General features: G+C 63.6%; 22 protein-coding genes. 9 read left to right on the top strand and 13 right to left on the bottom strand.

The features are described from left to right. Positions 1 to 151: 151 nt before the first annotated feature. Together MTX34_RS04170 and MTX34_RS04175 are read right to left on the bottom strand one after the other, a co-directional pair. The gene (locus MTX34_RS04170; RefSeq protein WP_243608557.1) at positions 152 to 679 is read right to left on the bottom strand and encodes a hypothetical protein; all 528 of its coding nucleotides are present in this window, start codon (positions 677 to 679) and stop codon (positions 152 to 154) included. Then, positions 676 to 888, bottom strand: coding sequence for a helix-turn-helix transcriptional regulator (locus tag MTX34_RS04175; RefSeq protein ID WP_243608558.1), 213 nt, complete (start codon positions 886 to 888; stop codon positions 676 to 678). The genes MTX34_RS04170 and MTX34_RS04175 overlap by 4 nt, the downstream gene beginning before the upstream one ends. A gap of 179 nt (positions 889 to 1,067) precedes the next feature. Between MTX34_RS04175 and urtA the strand changes: the two genes are divergently transcribed. From urtA to MTX34_RS04205, 6 genes are all read left to right on the top strand, one after another. Next, positions 1,068 to 2,345 carry an urea ABC transporter substrate-binding protein gene (gene urtA / locus MTX34_RS04180; protein WP_243608559.1) on the top strand — a complete coding sequence of 426 codons (1,278 nt, stop codon included), beginning with the start codon at positions 1,068 to 1,070 and terminating at the stop codon, positions 2,343 to 2,345. A 90-nt stretch (positions 2,346 to 2,435) separates the two neighbouring features. After that, entirely contained in the window at positions 2,436 to 3,320 is an 885-nt protein-coding gene (gene urtB, locus MTX34_RS04185) for an urea ABC transporter permease subunit UrtB (protein ID WP_243608560.1), read from the top strand. Beyond that, the gene (gene urtC / locus MTX34_RS04190) at positions 3,317 to 4,408 is read left to right on the top strand and encodes an urea ABC transporter permease subunit UrtC (RefSeq protein ID WP_243608561.1); all 1,092 of its coding nucleotides are present in this window, start codon (positions 3,317 to 3,319) and stop codon (positions 4,406 to 4,408) included. The genes urtB and urtC overlap by 4 nt, the downstream gene beginning before the upstream one ends. Beyond that, the gene (gene urtD / locus MTX34_RS04195) at positions 4,405 to 5,235 is read left to right on the top strand and encodes an urea ABC transporter ATP-binding protein UrtD (RefSeq protein WP_243608562.1); all 831 of its coding nucleotides are present in this window, start codon (positions 4,405 to 4,407) and stop codon (positions 5,233 to 5,235) included. Before urtC ends, urtD begins: the two co-directional genes overlap by 4 nt. Then, a complete protein-coding gene (gene urtE / locus MTX34_RS04200) occupies positions 5,228 to 5,920 on the top strand; it encodes an urea ABC transporter ATP-binding subunit UrtE (protein ID WP_243596508.1) in 693 nt (230 codons plus the stop codon). The genes urtD and urtE overlap by 8 nt, the downstream gene beginning before the upstream one ends. 11 nt (positions 5,921 to 5,931) lie before the next feature. Then, positions 5,932 to 6,600 carry a GntR family transcriptional regulator gene (locus MTX34_RS04205; RefSeq protein ID WP_308198473.1) on the top strand — a complete coding sequence of 223 codons (669 nt, stop codon included), beginning with the start codon at positions 5,932 to 5,934 and terminating at the stop codon, positions 6,598 to 6,600. Between the two features lie 6 nt (positions 6,601 to 6,606). On the opposite strand, the gene MTX34_RS04210 is transcribed toward MTX34_RS04205, so the two are convergent. Further along, the gene (locus MTX34_RS04210; protein WP_243608563.1) at positions 6,607 to 7,527 is read right to left on the bottom strand and encodes an iron-siderophore ABC transporter substrate-binding protein; all 921 of its coding nucleotides are present in this window, start codon (positions 7,525 to 7,527) and stop codon (positions 6,607 to 6,609) included. Between the two features lie 91 nt (positions 7,528 to 7,618). Between MTX34_RS04210 and MTX34_RS04215 the strand changes: the two genes are divergently transcribed. Together MTX34_RS04215 and MTX34_RS04220 are read left to right on the top strand one after the other, a co-directional pair. Continuing rightward, complete coding sequence (locus MTX34_RS04215) at positions 7,619 to 8,179, top strand: carboxymuconolactone decarboxylase family protein (protein WP_243596510.1); 561 nt, start codon at positions 7,619 to 7,621, stop codon at positions 8,177 to 8,179. Then, on the top strand, positions 8,176 to 8,943 hold the full coding sequence (locus tag MTX34_RS04220) for a class I SAM-dependent methyltransferase (RefSeq protein WP_243608564.1): 768 nt from the start codon (positions 8,176 to 8,178) through the stop codon (positions 8,941 to 8,943). The genes MTX34_RS04215 and MTX34_RS04220 overlap by 4 nt, the downstream gene beginning before the upstream one ends. A 7-nt stretch (positions 8,944 to 8,950) precedes the next feature. Here MTX34_RS04220 and MTX34_RS04225 read toward each other — a convergent pair whose 3' ends face one another. The 9 genes from MTX34_RS04225 to MTX34_RS04265 form a co-directional block, all read right to left on the bottom strand. Next, positions 8,951 to 9,523 carry a hypothetical protein gene (locus tag MTX34_RS04225; RefSeq protein WP_243608565.1) on the bottom strand — a complete coding sequence of 191 codons (573 nt, stop codon included), beginning with the start codon at positions 9,521 to 9,523 and terminating at the stop codon, positions 8,951 to 8,953. Positions 9,524 to 9,539: 16 nt separating this feature from the next. Further along, positions 9,540 to 10,484: an MlaD family protein gene (locus MTX34_RS04230; protein ID WP_243608566.1), complete on the bottom strand. Its 945-nt coding sequence runs from the start codon at positions 10,482 to 10,484 to the stop codon at positions 9,540 to 9,542. Continuing rightward, entirely contained in the window at positions 10,481 to 11,515 is a 1,035-nt protein-coding gene (locus MTX34_RS04235) for an MlaD family protein (RefSeq protein ID WP_243608567.1), read from the bottom strand. The genes MTX34_RS04230 and MTX34_RS04235 overlap by 4 nt, the downstream gene beginning before the upstream one ends. Continuing rightward, positions 11,506 to 12,615: an MCE family protein gene (locus MTX34_RS04240; protein ID WP_243608568.1), complete on the bottom strand. Its 1,110-nt coding sequence runs from the start codon at positions 12,613 to 12,615 to the stop codon at positions 11,506 to 11,508. Before MTX34_RS04240 ends, MTX34_RS04235 begins: the two co-directional genes overlap by 10 nt. Then, the gene (locus MTX34_RS04245; protein WP_243608569.1) at positions 12,615 to 13,625 is read right to left on the bottom strand and encodes an MlaD family protein; all 1,011 of its coding nucleotides are present in this window, start codon (positions 13,623 to 13,625) and stop codon (positions 12,615 to 12,617) included. Before MTX34_RS04245 ends, MTX34_RS04240 begins: the two co-directional genes overlap by 1 nt. After that, complete coding sequence (locus tag MTX34_RS04250; RefSeq protein WP_243608570.1) at positions 13,622 to 14,629, bottom strand: MlaD family protein; 1,008 nt, start codon at positions 14,627 to 14,629, stop codon at positions 13,622 to 13,624. The genes MTX34_RS04245 and MTX34_RS04250 overlap by 4 nt, the downstream gene beginning before the upstream one ends. Next, complete coding sequence (locus MTX34_RS04255; protein WP_243608571.1) at positions 14,626 to 15,663, bottom strand: MlaD family protein; 1,038 nt, start codon at positions 15,661 to 15,663, stop codon at positions 14,626 to 14,628. The genes MTX34_RS04250 and MTX34_RS04255 overlap by 4 nt, the downstream gene beginning before the upstream one ends. Positions 15,664 to 15,665: 2 nt before the next feature. Next, the gene (locus MTX34_RS04260; protein ID WP_243608718.1) at positions 15,666 to 16,445 is read right to left on the bottom strand and encodes an ABC transporter permease; all 780 of its coding nucleotides are present in this window, start codon (positions 16,443 to 16,445) and stop codon (positions 15,666 to 15,668) included. A 94-nt stretch (positions 16,446 to 16,539) separates the two neighbouring features. Further along, positions 16,540 to 17,343 (bottom strand): ABC transporter permease, encoded by an 804-nt coding sequence (locus MTX34_RS04265; protein WP_243608572.1) that lies wholly within the window; start codon positions 17,341 to 17,343, stop codon positions 16,540 to 16,542. Between the two features lie 237 nt (positions 17,344 to 17,580). On the opposite strand from MTX34_RS04265, the gene MTX34_RS04270 reads away from it, so the two are divergent. After that, entirely contained in the window at positions 17,581 to 18,630 is a 1,050-nt protein-coding gene (locus tag MTX34_RS04270; protein ID WP_243608573.1) for a M48 family metallopeptidase, read from the top strand. Between the two features lie 86 nt (positions 18,631 to 18,716). On the opposite strand, the gene lpdA is transcribed toward MTX34_RS04270, so the two are convergent. After that, positions 18,717 to 20,132 carry a dihydrolipoyl dehydrogenase gene (gene lpdA / locus MTX34_RS04275; protein WP_243608574.1) on the bottom strand — a complete coding sequence of 472 codons (1,416 nt, stop codon included), beginning with the start codon at positions 20,130 to 20,132 and terminating at the stop codon, positions 18,717 to 18,719. Between the last annotated feature and the right edge of the window lie 24 nt (positions 20,133 to 20,156).

Raw genomic sequence — 20,156 nt, forward strand, 5'->3', positions numbered from 1 at the left:
CCGACCAGCCCACCAACAGCCGCAGACACCAGGGAATCGCGATGTCATCGGTCAGAACATACCCCCCGCGCCGTGGATCTGCGAACGGACCGTTCGAACCGAGACCTTTACGTATCCTTTCGCCGTGTAAGACCGTTCGCATGCCTTCCGATTACCGAGGTCGGTCCGTTTCATCGAAGCCCTGTAGTTCGACCTTCTCGGCGGCGAGCTCGGCGTTTCTCCGCCGACGCCGGTGTCCTTCGACACCGACCGCCGCGGCCGTGGCTCCCAGAGTTGCTCCGGCGGCCACCCCGATCCAGGTCGACACACCGATGTCGCTGCCCTGAACGAGCAATCGCACCAGGGCACCGCCGAAGCCCAAGAGATACAGAACGCCGGCGATCGCCGTCCGCGGCCGCCAAAGCTTCTGCACCGTGTACATGTCGATGCCCCGAGCTCGGGCGAATCCGATCACCACGTAGGCCACGACGATCAACGCGACGATGATCCCGATCGCAATCCACGCCCCGGTGACGCCCGCCGCGTAGGGCAATATCGCGCCTGAGATCAGTCCGATCCACAGCAACGACTGGAATCCGACGGCCGAGGCCTCGTTCCAGATGTCGCGTTGCAGCTCGTCGGCGTAGAAGTCGTCGTCGAGATCTCCGACGAATCGAGCGGCTCTGACGAATGCGCTCATGATGTTGACTCTCCTTCGTCTCCGAACAGTGTTTCCACCGTCGTATTGAGTGCGCGGGCCAATCGCAGTGCCAGGTAGACGCTCGGCGCGTAGTCGCCGCCTTCGACGGAGACGATGCTCTGACGACTCACCCCGCAGATGGTGCCGAGTTCGGCCTGTGTGATGCGCGCCTGTTTGCGATGCTCGCGAACGTTATTGGTTCCGGGCATAGCAAAAGTCAACTCTGCTTGTCATAAAATGTCAAGCACACTTGTCATCGGTGTGCATTTACGTCCACGTAACGCGGGAAACAGACTCGTCACCGCAGAACACACCTACGCAATAACGGCCCTTTACTGTTCGCAATCGCGAATACATCTCCGTATACAAACCTCCGAAAGGGCCGTAGATGCCTGCTGTCTCGAAGCGCATGTCCGTCAAGCGCGTCATGGTCGTTCCCGCAGCACTGGCTGCATTGAGCCTGGTCGCCACCGCCTGCGGGAGCAAGGCGAGCGACACCACCTCCGCCGAAGGAGGGGGCGGTTCGGCGACCTCGTGTGTCGACACCTCCGGCGACACCATCAAGGTCGGCTCGCTCAACTCCCTGTCCGGCACGATGGCGATCAGCGAAGTGACAGTGCGTGATTCGATCGCACTGGCCGTCGAGCAGATCAACGCAGCGGGCGGAGTCAACGGCAAGCAGATCGAGGTCGTCGCCGAGGACGGCGCGTCCGAGCCGACGGTGTTCGCCGAGAAAGCCGAGAAGTTGATCAGCAGCGACTGTGTCGCAGCGGTTTTCGGCGGCTGGACCTCGTCGTCACGCAAGGCGATGCTGCCCGTGTTCGAGGACAACGACGCGCTTCTCTACTACCCCGTGCAGTACGAGGGACTCGAGGCGTCGGACAACATCTTCTACACCGGTGCCACCACCAACCAGCAGATCATTCCGGCCCTGGACTACTTGAAGGAACAGGGAGTCACATCTCTCTACCTGGTGGGCAGCGACTACGTGTTCCCACAGACCGCCAACCGCGAGATCAAGGCATACGCCGCCGCGAACGGTATCGAGATCAAGGGCGAGGACTACACCCCGCTCGGCTCGACCGACTTCTCCACCATCGTCAACAAGGTTCGCTCGGCCGACGCCGACGCGGTGTTCAACACGCTCAACGGAGACTCGAACGTCGCATTCTTCCGCGAGTACACCAACGCCGGCCTCAAAGCTGCTGACATGCCGGTCATCTCGGTCTCCATCGCCGAGGAGGAAGTGGCGGGAATCGGAGCCGCCAACATCGAGGGCCAGCTGACCGCCTGGAACTACTACCAGACCGTCGACACTCCGGAGAACAGTAAGTTCGTCGCCGACTACAAGGCCAAGTACGGCGCCAACAAGCCCACCTCGGACCCCATGGAAGCGGCCTACACCTCGGTCTACCTGTGGAAGAACACCGTCGAGAAAGCCGATTCCTTTGCGGTATCGGACATTCAGGCCGCGGCCGACGGAGTCAGCTTCGCCGCTCCCGAGGGCGAGGTCGTCATCGACGGCGACAACCACCACATCTCCAAGACTGCCCGCATCGGTGAGATTCGCGCCGACGGACTGATCTACACGGTGTGGGAGTCCCCCGAAGCGATTGCACCCGACCCGTTCCTCGAGACCTACGACTGGGCCTCCGACCTCAACTGACCCAGAGTGCCTCCGGCAGTGGTGCGGTTGAGCGCCCTATGGGGCACCTAACCGCACCACTGCCGTAGGCACCATCGAAGGAGCTCCCCCATGGACGTCGTGATCGGACAGTTGTTCACCGGCTTGTCGATCGGATCCATTCTTCTCCTCGCCGCCCTCGGGCTATCACTGACGTTCGGTCAGATGGGCGTCATCAACATGGCGCACGGCGAGTTCATCATGGCCGGCTCGTACACGGCCTACGTCGTTCAGCAGATCGTCTCCACCGGCGGCGCATCACTGTTCATCTCGCTGATCGTCGGCTTTCTCGTCGGCGGTGCGATGGGAGTGTTGTTGGAGGTCACGCTGATTCAACGCATGTACCACCGACCACTCGACACCCTGCTCGTCACGTTCGGCGTCGGGCTCATCCTGCAACAGCTCGCTCGCGACATCTTCGGCGCACCCGCGGTCAACGTCGTGTCGCCGGAATGGCTGAGCGGCGGGGTCGACATCCTCGGTGCCGTGGTTCCCAAGACCCGAATTTTCATTCTCGTCCTCGCGATCGTCGCCGTTCTCGCGCTGTCGATAGCACTGAAGAAGACCGCCATGGGTCGACGCATCCGCGCGGTGGTCCAGAACCGCGATCTCGCGGAGACCTCGGGCATCTCGAGCCGTAGGACGGACATCTCGACGTTCTTCCTCGGCTCCGGTCTCGCCGGTGTTGCGGGCGTGGCGCTCACCCTCATCGGCTCCACCAGTTCCACTGTGGGACAGAGCTATCTGATCGACGCCTTCCTGGTGGTCGTCGTCGGTGGCCTCGGCCAGATCAAGGGTGCCGTCATCGCGGCCTTCGCTCTCGGAATTCTCAACTCGTTCATCGAGTACAGCACCACGGCGTCGATCGCCAAGGTCATCGTGTTCGTGCTCATCGTGATCTTCCTGCAGGCCCGCCCGCAAGGCTTGTTCGCCGTCAAGACAAGGAGCCTGGTATGAGCGAGTTCATCGCCAAGCGCGGTGCCCTACTGGGATTCGCGATCGCCGCGATCCTGTTGTTCGCCGTCGCTCCTGCCGTCCTCAGCGACTTCCGGCTGAACCTACTCGGCAAGTTCATCTGCTACGCGATCGTGGCGGTCGGAATCGGATTGGCCTGGGGTCGAGGCGGAATGCTCACCCTCGGTCAGGGCGTCTTCTTCGGCATCGGTGCCTACATCATGGCCATGCACCTGAAGATCTCCGACGCCGATCTGCGTGGTGACGACGTACCGGACTTCATGTCGATCGCCGGAATTCGCGAACTGCCCTCGTACTGGGTGCCGTTCACCTCACCGATCACCACGATCCTGGGCATCCTGTTCGTACCGGCCCTGGTGGCACTGGTGCTCGGTCTCGGCGTGTTCAAGCGTCGGGTCAAGGGCGCGTACTTCGCGATCCTCAGCCAGGCACTCGCCGCCGCGTTCGCCATTCTGCTCATCGGCCAGCAGACCACGGGCGGCTCCAACGGGCTCAACAGGTTTCGCACGTTCTTCGGGTTCAACCTCAACGACCCCGCCAACAAGCAGATGCTGTTCTTCATCGCCGCAGGTGTACTGCTCGCCGTCGTGGCCATCACCCGCCAACTGATGTACTCGCGCTACGGCGAACTGCTGGTGGCGGTGCGCGATCAGGAGGAGCGGGTGCGGTTCCTCGGATACGACCCCGCCAACGTCAAGATCGTGGCCTACGTGGCCGCGGCGTTCTTCGCGGGTCTCGCCGGGGCACTGTTCGTTCCGATCGTCGGCATCATCTCCCCCAACGACGTCGGCATCGTCCCGTCCATCGCATTCCTCATCGGTGTCGCCATCGGCGGTCGCACCACGCTGCTCGGTCCGGTCCTCGGTGCACTGGGCGTCGCCTGGGCGCAGACCACACTGTCCGAGCAGTTCCCGTCGGGCTGGACGTACGCGCAGGGTCTGCTGTTCGTGGTGGTCGTCGGGTTCTTCCCCGCCGGTATCGCCGGACTGTTCGCACTGCGCAAACGAAAGAAGGAACTCGAACCGGTCCCCGAACCGAGTGAAGAGCCAGAGAAGGAACTGACGCGATGATTCATGTCGAAGGCCCGCACCCCACGTTCGGCGGCAACGCCGGCATGTCGAGTCAGTACCTCGAAGTACGCGATCTGACAGTCAGTTTCGACGGCTTCAAGGCCAACACCAACGTCGATCTGACGCTCATGCAGGGCGATCTGCGTTTCCTCATCGGGCCCAACGGTGCCGGTAAGACCACGCTGATCGACGCCATCACCGGCCTCGTCCCGGCCACCGGCTCGGTCACCAAGTCCGGCGTGGAACTGCTCGGCAAGAAGGTGCATCAGATCGCGCGCCTCGGCATCGGTCGAACCTTCCAGACCGCCAGCATCTTCGAGAATCTGACGGTGTTGCAGAACCTCGATATCGCCGCCGGGTCCGGACGGTCCGTGCTGACGATGTTGCGTCGTCGAGGATCGGTGCTCCCCCAGATCGAGGAGGCCCTCGAGACCATCGGCCTGACGGCCGAGCGAGACAAGCCCGCGGGAATTCTCGCGCACGGTCAGAAGCAGTGGCTCGAGATCGGAATGTTGTTGGTACAGAACGCCGACGTACTTCTGCTCGACGAGCCGGTCGCCGGCATGAGTCACGAGGAACGCGAGGAAACCGGCCAGCTGCTGCAGCGCATCGGCGGTGAGCGGACCGTGGTGGTGGTCGAGCACGACATGGACTTCATGCGCATGTTCGCCACCTCGGTGACGGTGTTGGCCGCCGGACGGGTCCTGGCCGAGGGCACGGTGGCCGAGGTGCAGGCAGATCCGAAGGTCCAAGAGGTCTATCTCGGCACCGCGGCTGCGGGCGAGGAACTCGATCAGATAGCAGAAGAGGGAGCCGGTCATGCTTGAACTGGTGGATGTGCGTACCGGTTACGGCCGCAGCGAAGTGATTCACGGTGCATCGCTGACGGTTCCGGCCGACGGTGTCGCCGCCGTGATGGGACACAACGGTGCGGGCAAGACCACTCTGCTGCGGGCAGCGGTCGGATTGCTGAAGGTCAATTCCGGCAAGGTCATGTTCGACGGTGAGGACGTGAGTGCGTTGCGTCCGAGCGCCCGGGTTGCCCGCGGACTCGCGTACGTGCCGCAGGGCCAGCAGTCGTTCGGCCAGTTGACCACGGCCGAGAATCTGCAGGTCGTCGCCGACGGTCGCAAGCGCGGTAAAGCTCTCGTCGACGAGGCACTCGATCTCTTTCCGGCGTTGAAGGAATTGCTCGGTCGCAGAGCGGGATTGCTCTCGGGTGGTCAACGCCAGCAGCTCGCGATCGCCCGGGCACTGATCACCGAGCCGCGAATGCTGATACTCGACGAGCCGACCGAGGGTATCCAGCCGTCGGTCGTCGCCGAGATCGAACGCACCATTCTCGAGCTCACCCGTCGCGGTGGTCTCGGAGTGTTGTTGGTGGAGCAGCACATCGGCTTCGCCCTCGAGTCGGCACAGAACTACTACATCCTCGAGGCCGGCCGAATCACGTCCACCGGTGTCGGCGGTACCGAGTCCGAGGCGGACGTCCGCGCGGCCATGGCGATCTGACCGGATACGTCGTGCCGCGCAAGGACCTTCGCGAGAAGGTCTATTCGTCACTGCGCCGGGATCTGATCTCCGGTGCCATCGGCTCCATGGAACGGCTCGGCGAGGAGCGTCTCGCCGAGCTGTACGGGGTCTCGCGCACTCCGGTGCGTGAGGCGCTGGCGCGATTGCAGGCCGACGGCCTCGTCACCCGCGACGACGCCGGTCTGCACGCCTATCGCCCCCGAATCGGCGACCTGCCCGATCTGTACGAGCTACGCTCCACCCTCGAAGCCCGCGGCATCACTCGATCGATGTCGCACCCGGTCGATCGGTCGTCGCTGTCGAATCTGTTGGACACCTGGGTCGGTTTGCGGGCCGACCCACCCGACACCACCGACGATCTGGTGTCCCTGGACGAGAACTTCCACGTCACACTGCTGGCTGCCTCGGGTAACCCGGCTCTGACCGAGGCGCTGTGCACCGTCAACGCGAAGGTGCGTCCGGTCCGGATACTCGGCGGACTCGACGCCGCAGCCGTCGTCTCGGCCATCGATCAACACATCGATATCGTCGAACGCGTCTTGGCGGGGACACTGGACTCGGCACTGGAACTGCTACTGGCACATATCGATTCCTCACGCGACCGAGTTGTCGAGCGGGCCGAGCAAGCTGCTGCGTTGGCGGGTGCGGTCCGGATGTGAGTCGGTTTACTCCGAGAGAATCCGATCGATGTCATCGAGCACGGTCTGCCCGCCCATCGGCCCGACGCCGGTGATCCAGTAGGACAGGTCCACCGCGTGCGGATTCGGCAGTACCGCAGCGTTGGCGGTGATCGACGCCGGAATCGCTGCGGGGTCCGACGGGTCGGAGGCGGTGACGACGATCAGATTCGCAGCCGCCTCGGCCGCCAGCTCGGGCGAGAGGTCGACCGAGATCTCCTCGGCCCATTCCGGTCTCGGCGGAGTCATGAAGCCTGCGCACTCGAGGGTGCTCCCGGCGAACGACGTCGGCCCGTACAGGGTCAGTTCGCCTGCGCGGGGGCGAATCAACTGTGCGGTCTTCCCCGCGGTGTCGTGCTTCTCGGCGATCTCGGCACACCGATCTTCGTAGGCGGTGAGCAGTTCCTCCGCCTTCTCCTCCTTGCCGAGAGTGCGTCCGACGAACCGGACGTTGTCGCGCCACGGGTCCGACTGCGATGCCATGAACACCGTCGGAGCAATGGCGGCGAGTTGGTCGTGGTACTCGGCGTGGCGAGTCTCCGTGCCCAGGATGAGATCCGGTTGCAGGGCCGCGATGTCCTCGATCGTCGGTTCGGCAACCGTACCGACGGTCGCGATGTTCGCCGCTTCGGTACCGAGGTACGACGGCACGCCGCTTGCCTCGCTGAGCACTGCGGTACCGACGGGCACGACGCCGAGGGCGACGGTGGTGTCGAGCTCGACCGGCTCGAGGGTGACGATGCGCAGCGGGGTCTCGGGAACGTCGACCGTTCCCCGGACGGTCTCGATCGATCGCGTCGCGCCGGCACCGTCGGAGGTGGCGTCGGTGGACGAACACGCCGTCGCAGCCACACCGAGGGCGGCGATGGTGAGGGTGAGGGCCGTGATGCGGGCATGGGACTTCGTCAAGGGTCCTCCGAGGGGGAATTGTGCGTAATCATAAAGAGGGTAGCCTACCCTTCTACATCCCGGTGACGCCCGGCCGCGCAGTCGGTACGGTGTGGCTGTGACCACACCACGCATTCCGTCCGGTACCGCCAAAACTCTGGGGCCCGTCAACTGGGTCATCTGCAAGGTGATCGCCAAAGGTGCCGGGGTGCCCAATCCGCACCTGTTCACCACCCTCGGGCGCACCGGCGGTCTCTACCGAGCGTGGCTGTTCTACAGCGGCCATCTGATGCCCGGCGGTCGCATCTCGCGCAAGGAATCCGAAATGGTGATCCTCCGCGTGGCGCACCTCCGCGATTCCGCGTACGAGATGGACCATCACATCCGGTTGGGTAAGCGGGCGGGCATCGACCGGGATCTGCTCGAGCTGATCAAGACCGGACCCGATGCACCGGGGCTGTCGACGCGGTATCGGACCATCCTGACAGCGGTCGACGAACTCGTCGCCACCAAGATTCTCTCCGACGCGACCTGGGCCGAACTCGCCACCCAGTTCGATGAACGGCGACTGATCGAATTCGTCCTGTTGGTCACCCAGTACGACGGCCTGGCAACCACTCTCGCGACCCTACGGGTCGAGCGGGATTACGGCGACCGGCCACCGCGCCCGTGAGCGAGTCAGCCGAGACCGCGCTGCACCGCGCGCTCGCCATGATCGAGCCGGCGACGCTGCGCGAGCTGGCGCGCACCGACGGCGGCTACGTCGAACTGCTGCCGGACGTGCCCGCACCGAACCCGTCGCCGGCCAGCATCGCGATGAACAACCGCGTGGTGGCAGCCATCTACGAGAAACTGTGGCGTCCGTTCGGGGTGTCCATGATGGGAATCGCGGGCATGTCGATGGCGGCCGAACGGGACAAAGCCGTTGCCGACCTGCGATTGCACGGCCCCCAGCGCGTGCTCGACGTCGCCTGCGGCCCCGGCAACTTCACCAGGTTTCTCTCCGACGCTCTCACCGACGACGGCCTCGCCGTCGGGTTCGACATCTCCGAGGCGATGATCGCCCGCGCCGTGGCGGACAATCGAGGACCACGTGCGGCGTACGTACGCGGAGACGCTGCCCATCTGCCGTACTCCGATGACGCATTCGATGCCGTATGTTGTTATGCCGCACTGTACCTCGTTCCGAAGCCCATGACAGTGCTGGACGAGTTGATTCGCGTCGTCCGCCCGGGTGGACGCATCGCGATCATGACCAGCTGCGAGCCTGGTCCGGCCCCGCTGGGCACCGTCGTCGGCTTCGGAACCGGACTGGCGGGCGTGCGGATGTTTCCGAAGAACCTGTTCGTCGACGTGTTCGAGGCATCGGGACTGACCGAGATTCAGCAAGACGTCCGGGGATTGGCCCAGTTCGTCAGCGCCACCAAGGCCCACTGACGAAGTCTCAGGTCTTGGGTCCGTAGTCGCTGACGATCCACTGCCCGTCCTGATCGGTGACCGTCACCAGCAGAAGGTTGGGCACCTTCCCCGGGTCGGGCTGCTGCACGTTCTGCGTCGTCTGTCGAGCGAACACCGCCACCTTGTACTCGCCACCGGACTCGGAATCGATTGCTGCCGAGAGGACCTCGCCGGTCGCCACCACCTGCGACTCGTTCATGATCGCCGTCAGCGCCTCGCGAACCCCGTCGTACCTGTCCTGCAGGGACTGCGACGCCCCCTGGTCGACACCCTCGAAGAAGGCGTCGAGGCTGCGGTAGTCGTAGGTCAACGACCGCGCGGTGTACTCGGTCGCCGTGTTCACCGCCATCTGCCGGTCCTGTTCTTGTTCACGCTCGGCAGCCAGATCGCCTGCTGCAGAATGCCACAGCACGCCGAAGACCACCGCAAGCACCACACCCGGTACTGCTGCGATGACCACCGGCCACCGAATCCGGCGACGTCTGGAGCCCTCGGGCACTGTTGCTGCCTTGTCCTCGGGCACTGCTGTTTTCGCCTCGGCTGCGTCTGTCTCGACCATGAGGGGGTAGCTCCAATCAGTTCGGAATTTCTACGGAAAGCTTTGCCGGCCCGCCGGGAGGAAAGACGGTCTGCAGTACGTCGACGATGGACCCGGCGTCGACCCGCATCGGTTTGATGGGTGCGGTGTACGGCTCGAGAAGCGTTGCAATCAGCGCAAGATCAGGGGACAGAGGCGTCAGGTACTGATCGATCTTCGGGGTGATCTGCCCGAGTGGATCGTCCCAGACATCCGCGCCGACGTACGAGTATTCGTTGAAGCCCTCGAGCAAGTTGGCCACCCCCTCACCCGTCGCGCCGACCCACGGCGCCGCGTCGGTCATGACCGGCCCGTATCCGTATGCGTTGCGACCCGCCTGCTGAGCGTTGTCGTACAGTCGTCGAATCTCACCGCTCTTGTCGCGCAACGTCGCTGCCAGGAATCGGAATGCATCGACCAGACGGTCGACGTCGCCTTCACGACCGTCGACAGCGGCCGATGCGGTCTCCGTCAGGCCTTTCAGCGCGTTCGTATCGAGTTGCGAGGCAAGGGCATCGCCGAGGCCGAGCGCCTCACTGACGGTGACCGATGCACGAACCTGCTCGCTACCGAGCGCGTCTCCGTCCGTGAGATACGGGCCTCCGGTGCTGCGAGGGCGAAGATCGAGATACTGCTCGCCGGCGGCAGAGAGGTTCGCCACGACCACCTCGGAATCTGCAGGGATGCGATGGTCTGCATCGAGACCGAGAGTGACGTCCAACCCGCCCGGCACCACGGCGATCGACTCGACCCGACCGACCTGGATCCCGCGTGAGGTGACCTGCGAGGTGTCCATCAGTCCGCCGGAGGACTCCATCCGAACCACGACACGGTTCGTCGTTCGAGTCGGATCGATGTCGAGGACACCGACGGTCAGGTATCCGACACTGGCGACCGTCATCACCACGAGTGCGACGAGCGAGACCAGTGCGCCCGGCTTCATCGGACAATTCCTATCCCGCGCAGGATCCCGATCATGTCGTCCGCGCGCGCACTCGGCCCTCCGTCTGCAGACACCGATCGCACTGCGATGTTCGGCGTCGACTGGAAGTACGGGATCAATCGCTCTCTGAGCAGGGTATTGGCCTTGTCCACGTTCATCGGCACCGACGAGTCGGCATTCGCGATGGTGATCAACGCAGGCGCGATGATGTCCACAGCATCCTTCAGCTCCGGATACGGGCCCGACAGTACGTCCCCGACGTGCTGTGACATGTACCCCAGGCTGAAGATCATGTGGACGACGCTGAACAGAACCTCGGACAACCCTCCCGAACGTCTCGGGCCGAGCTCGAGGACGCGCTCGACTCCATCACGTTGTTTCACAACAGTATTCGAGACACTTTCCGCAGCACCGAGTATCCGATCGATGTCCCCGGTGTTGTCGCCGATATCGGTGAGCGCGGCCCTCGCTGCGAGGTTGATCTTGTCGACCTCGGCCTGATCGGGAGGAATCGCGGCGTTGACGTTGTTCACCGCTTCCTGCAGTTGGACGTAATGGCCGCCGGTCACGATGTTCGACAGTCCGCGCAGCACGTCCTCGACATTGTCGGCCGGCACGGTTCGTTCCACGGGAATCACGTCACCGTCGCGAAGGTAGGGCCCGCCGGAGCTCGATCCCGAGCCGGACGAATCGGCCGGTGGCTGCAGCGAAATGTAGATCTCGCCCAGAATCGACGACTGTCGAAGCTCGGCGACGGTATCGGTGTGTAGCTGAACATCGGCGGACAGGTCCACCGTCGCGACAGCAGTCGAACCCACCAACTCGACGGCGTCGAGAACGCCCGCGTCGACGCCCTCGACGATGACCTTCGCCTTCTCCGGAAGATTGAGCACGCTCGCGAATTCGATTCGCAGAGAGTACTTGTCGCCCGCGACATAGCTACCGGGTATCGGAAGGTCGGCGGGATCGATGCTGCACGCCGACAGCAACGCAACACAGCACAGGCCGGTGAGCGCGCGCCTCATCGCCATCCCGCCGAACCGAGGATCAGCTGCACCAATCCGACATCGATGACGTCGCCTCGTTGCTGGTCCGTCGAGCACGTCGGTCTGTACTGGTTGAGCAGAGCGCAGACCTCGTTGGGAGAGTTGGTATCGATCTCGAATTGCGGCGGGTGATAGATCACGCGCCCGCTCTTGGAATCGTTGTCGTACATCGTCATCAAGTTCTCGCCTATGGTCGGCACCTGTTCGAGGATGTCCTTGATGTCGCCCACCCGCCCGAGGAGTACATCGACCACCGGCACCACCTGGTCGAGAAATGCGTAGACCTTGTCGTCGTACTTCGCGACGTTGCGCGCCAGTGGCGGAATGAACTCGGTGGTCAAAGCGACTGTGGTCCCGAAGGCTTGGGTGAATTCCGACAGTGTGATCATTCCCCGCTTCAGATTGTCGAGCAGCTTCGCCACCTCGGGCCAGCTCACCACGAACGTGTCGATCAGACCGTCGAGATTGTCGATCAGTCGACGCACGGTGGTATCCCGGTCGGCCGGATCGCCGACCAGCTGAGCCAATTGTCGAAGACTGTCGTTGAGCTGGTTTCCGGAGCCACGCAGCGAACCGTCGACCGAACGCAGTGTGTCGCCCAGGATCTGCTCGTGATTGCCCTCGGCGTCCGCCGGACCGAGCAGGTCCGACGCCAGCCCGGACACGGCGTCGAGCGTGTCGCTGATCCCCAGCGGTGTTCTGGTGCGTTCCAACGGAATACAGCTCGACCGATCGAACTCCAGGCCGTCGGTGTACGGCTGCGTGAATTCCACGTGGCGGTCGGTGACGATCGAATTCGACAGTGTCACTGCCCCCACCCCGGCGGGCAGCCGGAGGCCACCGTCGACATCCATCGTGACCAGCACCGCGGTGTCGGTGATTTCGATGTGCGTCACCGTTCCGACGACCACGCCGAGCATCATGACCGAATTACCCTCGTACAGACCGACCGTGTCGGTGAACTCGGCACACATCGAGGAAGTGCTCGTGCCGGTGTCGATGACAGCGGTCGCGGACGCGACCGAGCCGACGAGCGTCACGACGACGGCCGCCGCCACGGCGATCCGTAGCGATCGGCGGTTCATCAGCACACCCTCCCCGGCAACGGAATACACACGCCGACACCGACGACCGTGTCCTGTGACCGATCGACGACAGGGCCTTCACCACCGCCGATCAGAGCGGACAGGCCGTCCGCGCTTTCTTTCATGGTCGTGATCGCCCCGTCGACATCACCCAGCTGCGCGAAGAGCTTCTGCGTGATCTCTTCGAGCTGGACGATCGACGGCTCCAGCCCCTTCTCGAAGGCGACCACTGGGCGGTGGAAGAGCTCGAAGAGTCTGCCGAGGAGGTCGAAGGCACTGACGACCTCTGCGCGCTTGTCGCCGAATCCTTTGGTCAAGGTGCCGAGCTCGCGTACGAGTTCGGTGAGCATGACACGGTCGGCGGCCAACGCACCGACGTACTCGTCCGACACCACGAGCCCGCGTTCGAGTTGGTCGGTGCGGGTGGCGATCACGTCGGTGAGCGAGGACAGATTGTCCACGATGGCCCGCGTCGACTGTGGCTGTGTACTGACGGCCCGGTCCAACTCGGCCACCGTCTGTCGCAACGTCGGCCCGTCGATGTCGCGGACCAACGGTGTTGCCTGTTGAATCGCGTCGGACAATTCGTAGGGCAGTTCGACCCGTTCCGGTGGGATCGGTGCCGACCCGAGTTCGTCGTCACCGTGCGAGGTGAGCATCACGTAGTGGCCCCCGATGGGGGTCAGCAACTTCACCGTCAGGGTCGAGGCGTCGCCCACGAAAACCTCGGAGTCGACACTGAATTGGACGTCGACATGTGCACCTGCCAGCCGAACCGAGCGTACCGAACCGACCGAGATACCGGCGATCCTGACGTCGTCGCCGGCCTTCACCCCGGCCGCCGAGCCGAACTCTGCGGTGTACGTCCGCTCGCCGAGCGGGATCGTGTACAGGGCAGCGGCAACGAGAACGAGCACCACGGCGAACGCGACACCGACCGCACCCCAGAAGAAATGCGTCTTGTTCTCCGACTGCTCGTCGCGAACGCCCTTGCGAACCACGCGTGTCATTTGCACACCACCAAATTTTGTCCGCCGAGCACTATCTGTCCGATACCCGGGATGTCCTGTCGGCCTTGACTGCAGGAGTAGGTCTGGGCACCCGGCTCGGGAATGCTCGCGTTGAGCCCCGTCAACAGTGACGGGGTGAGCGCGAGCAACTCGGTCACCTGATCGGTCTGCGGTAGCAACCGTCGCAGCGCTCCGTCGACCGGCGCGTAGCTGTTGTCGTACGCATCTTGCAGGCCCTCCAGCAAGCCGACCAGTGGCCCGAGTCCGTAGTTCGCCTGATCCAGCGAGGCCAGCACGCCATCCATCTGGGTGCTCAGTCGCGACACCAGACCATGCAGCTGTTCGAGGAGATCGGCCACCGCCGCCGACTGCCCGCCGATCGAGTCCGAGATCTGGCCGAGATTGTCGATCAGGAGTCCGATGATCGACTCTCGCTGAACGGCGAACTGGGTGATTCGGTCCACATCGCGGAGCACGGGAGCGAGTCCGGAACCGTCACCCTGCACCATGCGGAGAATGTTCTCCGTGAACTGATTGAGCTGTGCGGTGTCGAGAGTGTCGAAGATCGGCTCGAAACCGTTGAACAGAGTGGAGATGTCGAACGATGGGATCGTCCGATCGAGCGGTATCGTCTCGTCGGCCGCAAGCGGGGCACCGGAGGCCGCGTCCTTCTGGATCAGCTCGACATATCGCTGCCCCAGGAGATTCTGATAGCGGACGGCAGCCTGTGTGTCGACGAAGATCGGTCGCCGGCCTTCGATCTCGAATCCGACTCGGGCAACGGCTCCGTCCAGTTCGACCGACGAGACCTTGCCGATCTGCACCCCGGACATACGCACGTCGTCACCGACGTACAACCCCGACACATCGCCGAACTCCGCGCCGTAGGACGAGAGCGGACCACTGACCGGGGTTCGAAGAGCGGCGACGATGATCACCGCACACACCGCAGTCACCGTGAAGAAGGCGAGCAGTTTGACGGCCGGGCCCGCTACTTTCTTCACCGGTTCGCCTCCTCGTGTGCGGCAACGGCTCCGGCCAGATTGGGCATGGTCTCGACGATCAGGTCGAGTTGCAACTGCGGCTTCCCGTCGACGACGGGGAAAGCGTCGGAGATGCCGTCGAGCACCTGCGGAACCCGGTTGTAGCTGGGCGCGAACGTGCCGATCGACGCTGTGATGGGCACCAGCAGATCCAGTACGGTCGACAGCAGCGGAGCCAGGTCCGGATTGTTCTTCTTCAGCAGGTCGCCCACCGGAACGAGCAACTGATCACTGAGGCCGTCGTTGGCCGCGATGGTCCTCGCCCTGTCGGCGGGTGCCTCGACGTACACGCTCTTGTCCACCACTCCCACCACCAGATCGAGCAGCGGCGGGATCAGATTGCCGATTCCCTCACCCAGCTCTGCACCACGATGCAGCTTCCAGTCCAACGGATCGATCTGGTTGTTCGCCATCATCTGTGCAGTGTCGAAGAACGGCTTCAGATTTCGGCTCACCTCGACCGACGTGTTCGCCAAGAGATCCAGCAGGTCCTGCACCTGCTGAGTGTCGAGAACCTCGGTGAGGTCGGCGACTCGCCGGAACACTCCGGTCACCGTTGCGCCCCGCAGGTCTGCCGACACTTCGAGAGTCGAATTGTCGGCGAGTCGATTGCCCGTTCCATCCGACAGCAATTCGATTGCCGTGGAACCGAATACGTTCGAGGACGAGAACTGGGCCTGCATCGTGTCGGTGAGCTCGCCCGCCTGACTCGGATCGATCTCGAGTTCCAGCCTCTGATGGCCGAAGCCGATCGTCTCGATGTGGTCCACGGTGCCGATCGACAGACCACGGAATTTCACCTCCGACCCGGGGGTCAGCCCGTCCCCGACCGACGCTGCATCGAGCGTCAACTCGAAGGGCGACTCGAAGGCCCCGCGCGCATACGCGGTGAGGCCGCCGGCGAATACGGCCACGACCACGGCAACCGCCAGTCCGCGCACACGGAGCGCGGCGGGACCGGCCGATCGACCCGTCAGATCGTCGAACACTGCCATCTCTACCCCGAAATCCTTATGCCCGAGTCGAATCCCCACAGGACCAACGTCATGATCATGTCCAGTACCACCACCGCGACGAGGCTGGCTCTGATGGCGCGTCCCGACGCACGGCCGACACCTTCCGGACCGCCCGAGGCGTAGTAACCCTGATAGCCGTGGATCAGGATGATCGTCACGACGAACACCGCGGCTTTGAGCAGCGAGAAGAGAACGTCGAGCGGCTGCAGGAATGCACTGAAATAGTGGTCGTATGTGCCGGACGACTGTCCGCCGACCACGCGAACCACCACGGCGCACGACAGGTAGCTCAGAATGAGCGTCAGCAGATAGAGCGGCACGATCGTGACGATTCCCGCGATGACCCGGGTGGTCACGACGAACGGCATCGACTGTATCCCTTGAGCTTCGAGTGCATCGATCTCTTCGGAGATACGCATCGCGCCGATCTCGGCCGTCATCCGGCATCCTGCCTGCGTCGCGAATCCGATGGCCGCGATCATCGGGGCCAGTTCGCGAGTGCTGGCGTATGCCGAGATGAAACCGGTCAACGGCTCCATCCCCACCATGCCGAGGGAATTGAATCCTTCGATTCCGACGGACGCCCCCACCGCGACACCCAGCACGACGAGGACCGACACCGTCCCGCCACCGACGATCAATTTCCCACTGCCCCAGGTGATGTCACTGAGGATGAGCAGCATCTGCCGCCGGTAGGAGCGGACGGTATGTGGTATCGCGGCAAGCACCTTGACGCAGAACGTCAGTTGATGACCCAACATTTCGAGTACATCGAACGGTTTGCGTCCGAGATACCTGGCACTGCGGATGAGGTGAGCGGTGCCGTGCACGGTGTAGCGAGAAGGGGTCGCCATCTCAGCCCAACTTCTGTGGCATGAACATCGCGACCACCTGCGTGATCACGACGTTGACGGTGAACGCGGACACGACACCGAGCACCACGGAGGCGTTGACCGCGTTCGCGACCCCGCGGGGTCCGTGGGCGGCGGACAACCCGCGATGGCAGGCGACGACGATGACAATGACGCCGAATATCTCGGTCTTCACCAGGGCTACGACGAGGTCCGCCACCGAGGCGAAGGATGCGAACGAGCTGATGTAGCTTCCGGGTGTCCCACTCTGAAAGCCGACGTTGATCGCATAGCCCGCGGCCAAGCCCATGAAGATGATGAGGATGCACAGGAACGGTGCCACCAGAAGGATCGCTGCCAGCCGCGGCGCGACAAGCCTGCGAACCGGGTCGATTCCCATCGTCGACAACGCGTCGATCTCGTCACGGATGGTGCGTGCCCCCAGATCGGCAGCGACCGCCGCGCCTGCGGCACCGCCCAGCAACAGCGCCGCAACGATCGGGGCGCCTTGGCGGATCACCCCGAGGCCACCTGCTGCTCCTGCGATGGACGTCGCGCCGATCTGATCGGCGAGACTGCCGACCTGGACGGACACGATGACGCCGAACGGAATCGATACCAGTACTGCTGGAACCACCGTGACGGTGACGACGAACCAGGCCTGGTCGATGGTGTCACGCCACGGATGACGCAGCGTGACGATATCTCGCGCGAGGTGAACGAAGGCCAGCACGCCCAGCTCCAGAGTTCGACCGAACGTCCTGAATCCACCGGAAACCCCGCCGCTGACGCGTGCGAGCGTCGACATCGGCGACGACAATTCCCCACCCCCCAGCTCGTGTTCGGCGCGACTCCCCTCGCGCAGAAAACGAAAACTACCAGCCGACAAACGACCAAGTGACGTTTTCATCACTTGGTGGGCTATGACTGATCACAGACTTCCGGTGAGTCGATCAGGGCTCGGCACGGTGATCGGCTTCGAGTTCGGACCGCATGCCCCGCTTTTACTGATACTTTGGATTTTCATCGACGCTGGGAGAACAGATTGACATCCGCCCCGGATCGCACCCGCATCGAATTCCCCGACATCAGTTCGCGCACATGGGAACACCCGTCGGATCGAGCCGCGCTGGTCACCCTCCGCACCCTCAAGGGCTTCGACACCGTTCTGCGCACGCTGTCCGGGCTGCTGCGCGAACGGCAGCATCGGCTGATGTACCTCGCGACTGCGGTACGCGTCGACGAGCGGCAGTTCAAGGATCTGAACGACCTACGTAGCGACTGCGTGCAGATTCTCGGTGCCGAGGAAACACCCGAACTCTTCGTGGTTCAGTCGCCGATGGTCAACGCGTTCACCATCGGAATGGACCGCCCGTTCATCGTCCTGACCACCGGAATGCTCGACATCATGACCTACGAGGAGCAGCGGTTCGTGGTCGGTCACGAACTCGGTCACGCGTTGTCCGGTCACGCGGTGTACCGCACAGTGCTCATGCATCTGATGCGTCTGGCCGGCACCGTCGGCTGGGTGCCGGTGGGCGGCTGGGCCCTGCGCGCGGTCATCGCCGGACTGATGGAATGGCAGCGCAAATCCGAATTGTCCGGCGACAGAGCGGGTTTGCTGTGCGGGCAAGATGTGCACACTGCGATCAGCGTGCAACTCAAGTTGGCGGGCGGTGCCCGCATCAGCGAAATCGACGTCGACGCGTTCCTCGCTCAGGCCGCCGAGTACGAGGCCAGTGGGGATCTGCGCGACGGCGTACTCAAGCTGCTCAACCTCGAACTCCTCTCGCACCCGTTCTCGGTGCTACGGGCCGCCGAGTTGAAGAAATGGGTCGACACCGGCGCGTACGCGGCGGTCCTTCGTGGCGACTATCCGCGCCGGTCCACCGACCACGAGGCCAAGGTCTCGGAGGAGTTCCGTAACGCAGCACGCACGTACAAGAACAACTTCGACACCTCGGAGGACCCGCTGATCAAGACGGTGCGAGACATCGGAAGCGGCTTCACCGGAGCCGTCGACGCCGTCGGCAACGGAATCGGCGACGTGGCGTCGGACATCAAGGGCAGATTCGATCACTGGCGGAAGTCCTAGCCGAGCTGAAGTCCCAGCCGACGCACCGACGAGAAACGGCGGCGACCACCGAAGTGGTCGCCGCCGTTTCTCGTTGTAGGCAGGGATCAGAAGTTGATCATGTGGCCTGCGAGGCCGTGGATCGCTTCCTGCAGTGCCTCCGAGAGCGTCGGGTGCGTGTGGACGTTGCGGGCCAACTCGTTGACGGTCAGGTCCCACTTCTGGGCCAGTGTCAGCTCGGGCAGCAGCTCCGAGACGTCCGGTCCGATGAGGTGGCCGCCGAGCAGCTCGCCGTGCTCGGTGTCGGCGATGAGCTTGACGAAGCCGGTGGCGTCGCCCAGTCCGTGTGCCTTGCCGTTGGCGGCGAACGGGAAGTTCGCGACCTTGATGTCGGAGCCACGGGCCTGCGCCTCTTCGCGCGCCTGGTCCTCGGTGAGGCCGAAGCTCGCGACCTGCGGCTGGCAGAACGTGGCACGCGGCATCATGCGGTAATCGTCGATCGGCAATGTCTCTGCGCCGCCGATGGTTTCGGCTGCAACCACGGCCTGAGCCTCGGCCACGTGGGCGAGCTGCAGCTTGGCCGTGACGTCGCCGATGGCGTAGATGTGCGGGACGTTGGTCTGCATCGTGTTCGTGATGCCGATGGCACCGCGATCGGTGAGCTCGACACCGGTCCTCTCGAGACCGAAGCCCTCGACGCGGGGCGCGAAACCGACGGACTGCATCACCTTGTCGACGGTGAAGGTCTCGCTCTCACCGGACTTGTTGTGCTTGATCTCGACGGTGACCTTGGAGCCGTCGTCGTCGATGCTCTGCACACCTGCGCCGGTGATGACCTTGACGCCGAGCTTCTTGTACTGCTTCTCGATCTCCTTCGAGACGTCCTTGTCCTCGTTGGGGAGCGCACGATCGAGGTACTCGACGATGGTGACGTCGACGCCGTAGTTCTTCAGGACGTAACCGAACTCCATACCGATGGCACCCGCGCCGACGATGAGGATCGAGCCCGGGAGCTCCTTCGTCATGATCTGCTCTTCGTAGGTGACGACGTTCTTGCTCAGCTCGGTACCGGGCAGCAGCTTGGTGGTGCTGCCGGTCGAGATGATCGCGTTGTCGAACGTGATCGTCTCGGTGCCACCCTTGGTCAGCTCGACCTCGATGGTGTTGGCGTCGGTGAACGTGCCCTTGCCGTCGTACTCGGGGATCTTGTTCTTCTTCATCAAGAAGTGGATGCCCTTGACGCGACCGTCGGCGACCTTGCGGCTGCGATCGAACGCTGCGCCGAAGTCGAAGGACGCTTCACCCGAAATACCGAACAGCTTCGCCTCTTTGGTGAAGAGGTGCGCCAGCTCGGCGTTACGGAGAAGGGCCTTGGAGGGGATGCAGCCGACGTTGAGGCACACACCGCCCCAATACTTCTTCTCGATGATGGCAGTGCTGAGTCCGAGTTGTGCCGCGCGGATAGCAGCGACGTACCCACCGGGACCGGCTCCGAGGACAACGACGTCATAGTGTGAGGTCACGAGTCCCCAGCGTAGTCGTGCTGT

Source organism: Rhodococcus sp. ARC_M5 (genome assembly GCF_022810405.1).
Taxonomy (GTDB): Bacteria; Actinomycetota; Actinomycetes; order Mycobacteriales; family Mycobacteriaceae; genus Rhodococcoides; species Rhodococcoides navarretei.

What these genes read in the sequence shown, in the direction of transcription:
- MTX34_RS04230 (WP_243608566.1), bottom strand. Translation starts at nt 10,484, where the DNA reads ATGAAGCCGGGCGCACTGGTCTCGCTCGTCGCACTCGTGGTGATGACG.
- MTX34_RS04225 (WP_243608565.1), bottom strand. Translation starts at nt 9,523, where the DNA reads ATGGTCGAGACAGACGCAGCCGAGGCGAAAACAGCAGTGCCCGAGGAC.
- MTX34_RS04255 (WP_243608571.1), bottom strand. Translation starts at nt 15,663, where the DNA reads ATGGCAGTGTTCGACGATCTGACGGGTCGATCGGCCGGTCCCGCCGCG.
- MTX34_RS04170 (WP_243608557.1), bottom strand. Translation starts at nt 679, where the DNA reads ATGAGCGCATTCGTCAGAGCCGCTCGATTCGTCGGAGATCTCGACGAC.
- urtE (WP_243596508.1), top strand. Translation starts at nt 5,228, where the DNA reads ATGCTTGAACTGGTGGATGTGCGTACCGGTTACGGCCGCAGCGAAGTG.
- MTX34_RS04265 (WP_243608572.1), bottom strand. Translation starts at nt 17,343, where the DNA reads ATGTCGACGCTCGCACGCGTCAGCGGCGGGGTTTCCGGTGGATTCAGG.
- urtC (WP_243608561.1), top strand. Translation starts at nt 3,317, where the DNA reads ATGAGCGAGTTCATCGCCAAGCGCGGTGCCCTACTGGGATTCGCGATC.
- urtB (WP_243608560.1), top strand. Translation starts at nt 2,436, where the DNA reads ATGGACGTCGTGATCGGACAGTTGTTCACCGGCTTGTCGATCGGATCC.
- MTX34_RS04175 (WP_243608558.1), bottom strand. Translation starts at nt 888, where the DNA reads ATGCCCGGAACCAATAACGTTCGCGAGCATCGCAAACAGGCGCGCATC.
- MTX34_RS04235 (WP_243608567.1), bottom strand. Translation starts at nt 11,515, where the DNA reads ATGGCGATGAGGCGCGCGCTCACCGGCCTGTGCTGTGTTGCGTTGCTG.
- urtD (WP_243608562.1), top strand. Translation starts at nt 4,405, where the DNA reads ATGATTCATGTCGAAGGCCCGCACCCCACGTTCGGCGGCAACGCCGGC.
- MTX34_RS04245 (WP_243608569.1), bottom strand. Translation starts at nt 13,625, where the DNA reads ATGACACGCGTGGTTCGCAAGGGCGTTCGCGACGAGCAGTCGGAGAAC.
- MTX34_RS04260 (WP_243608718.1), bottom strand. Translation starts at nt 16,445, where the DNA reads ATGTTGGGTCATCAACTGACGTTCTGCGTCAAGGTGCTTGCCGCGATA.
- urtA (WP_243608559.1), top strand. Translation starts at nt 1,068, where the DNA reads ATGCCTGCTGTCTCGAAGCGCATGTCCGTCAAGCGCGTCATGGTCGTT.
- MTX34_RS04240 (WP_243608568.1), bottom strand. Translation starts at nt 12,615, where the DNA reads ATGAACCGCCGATCGCTACGGATCGCCGTGGCGGCGGCCGTCGTCGTG.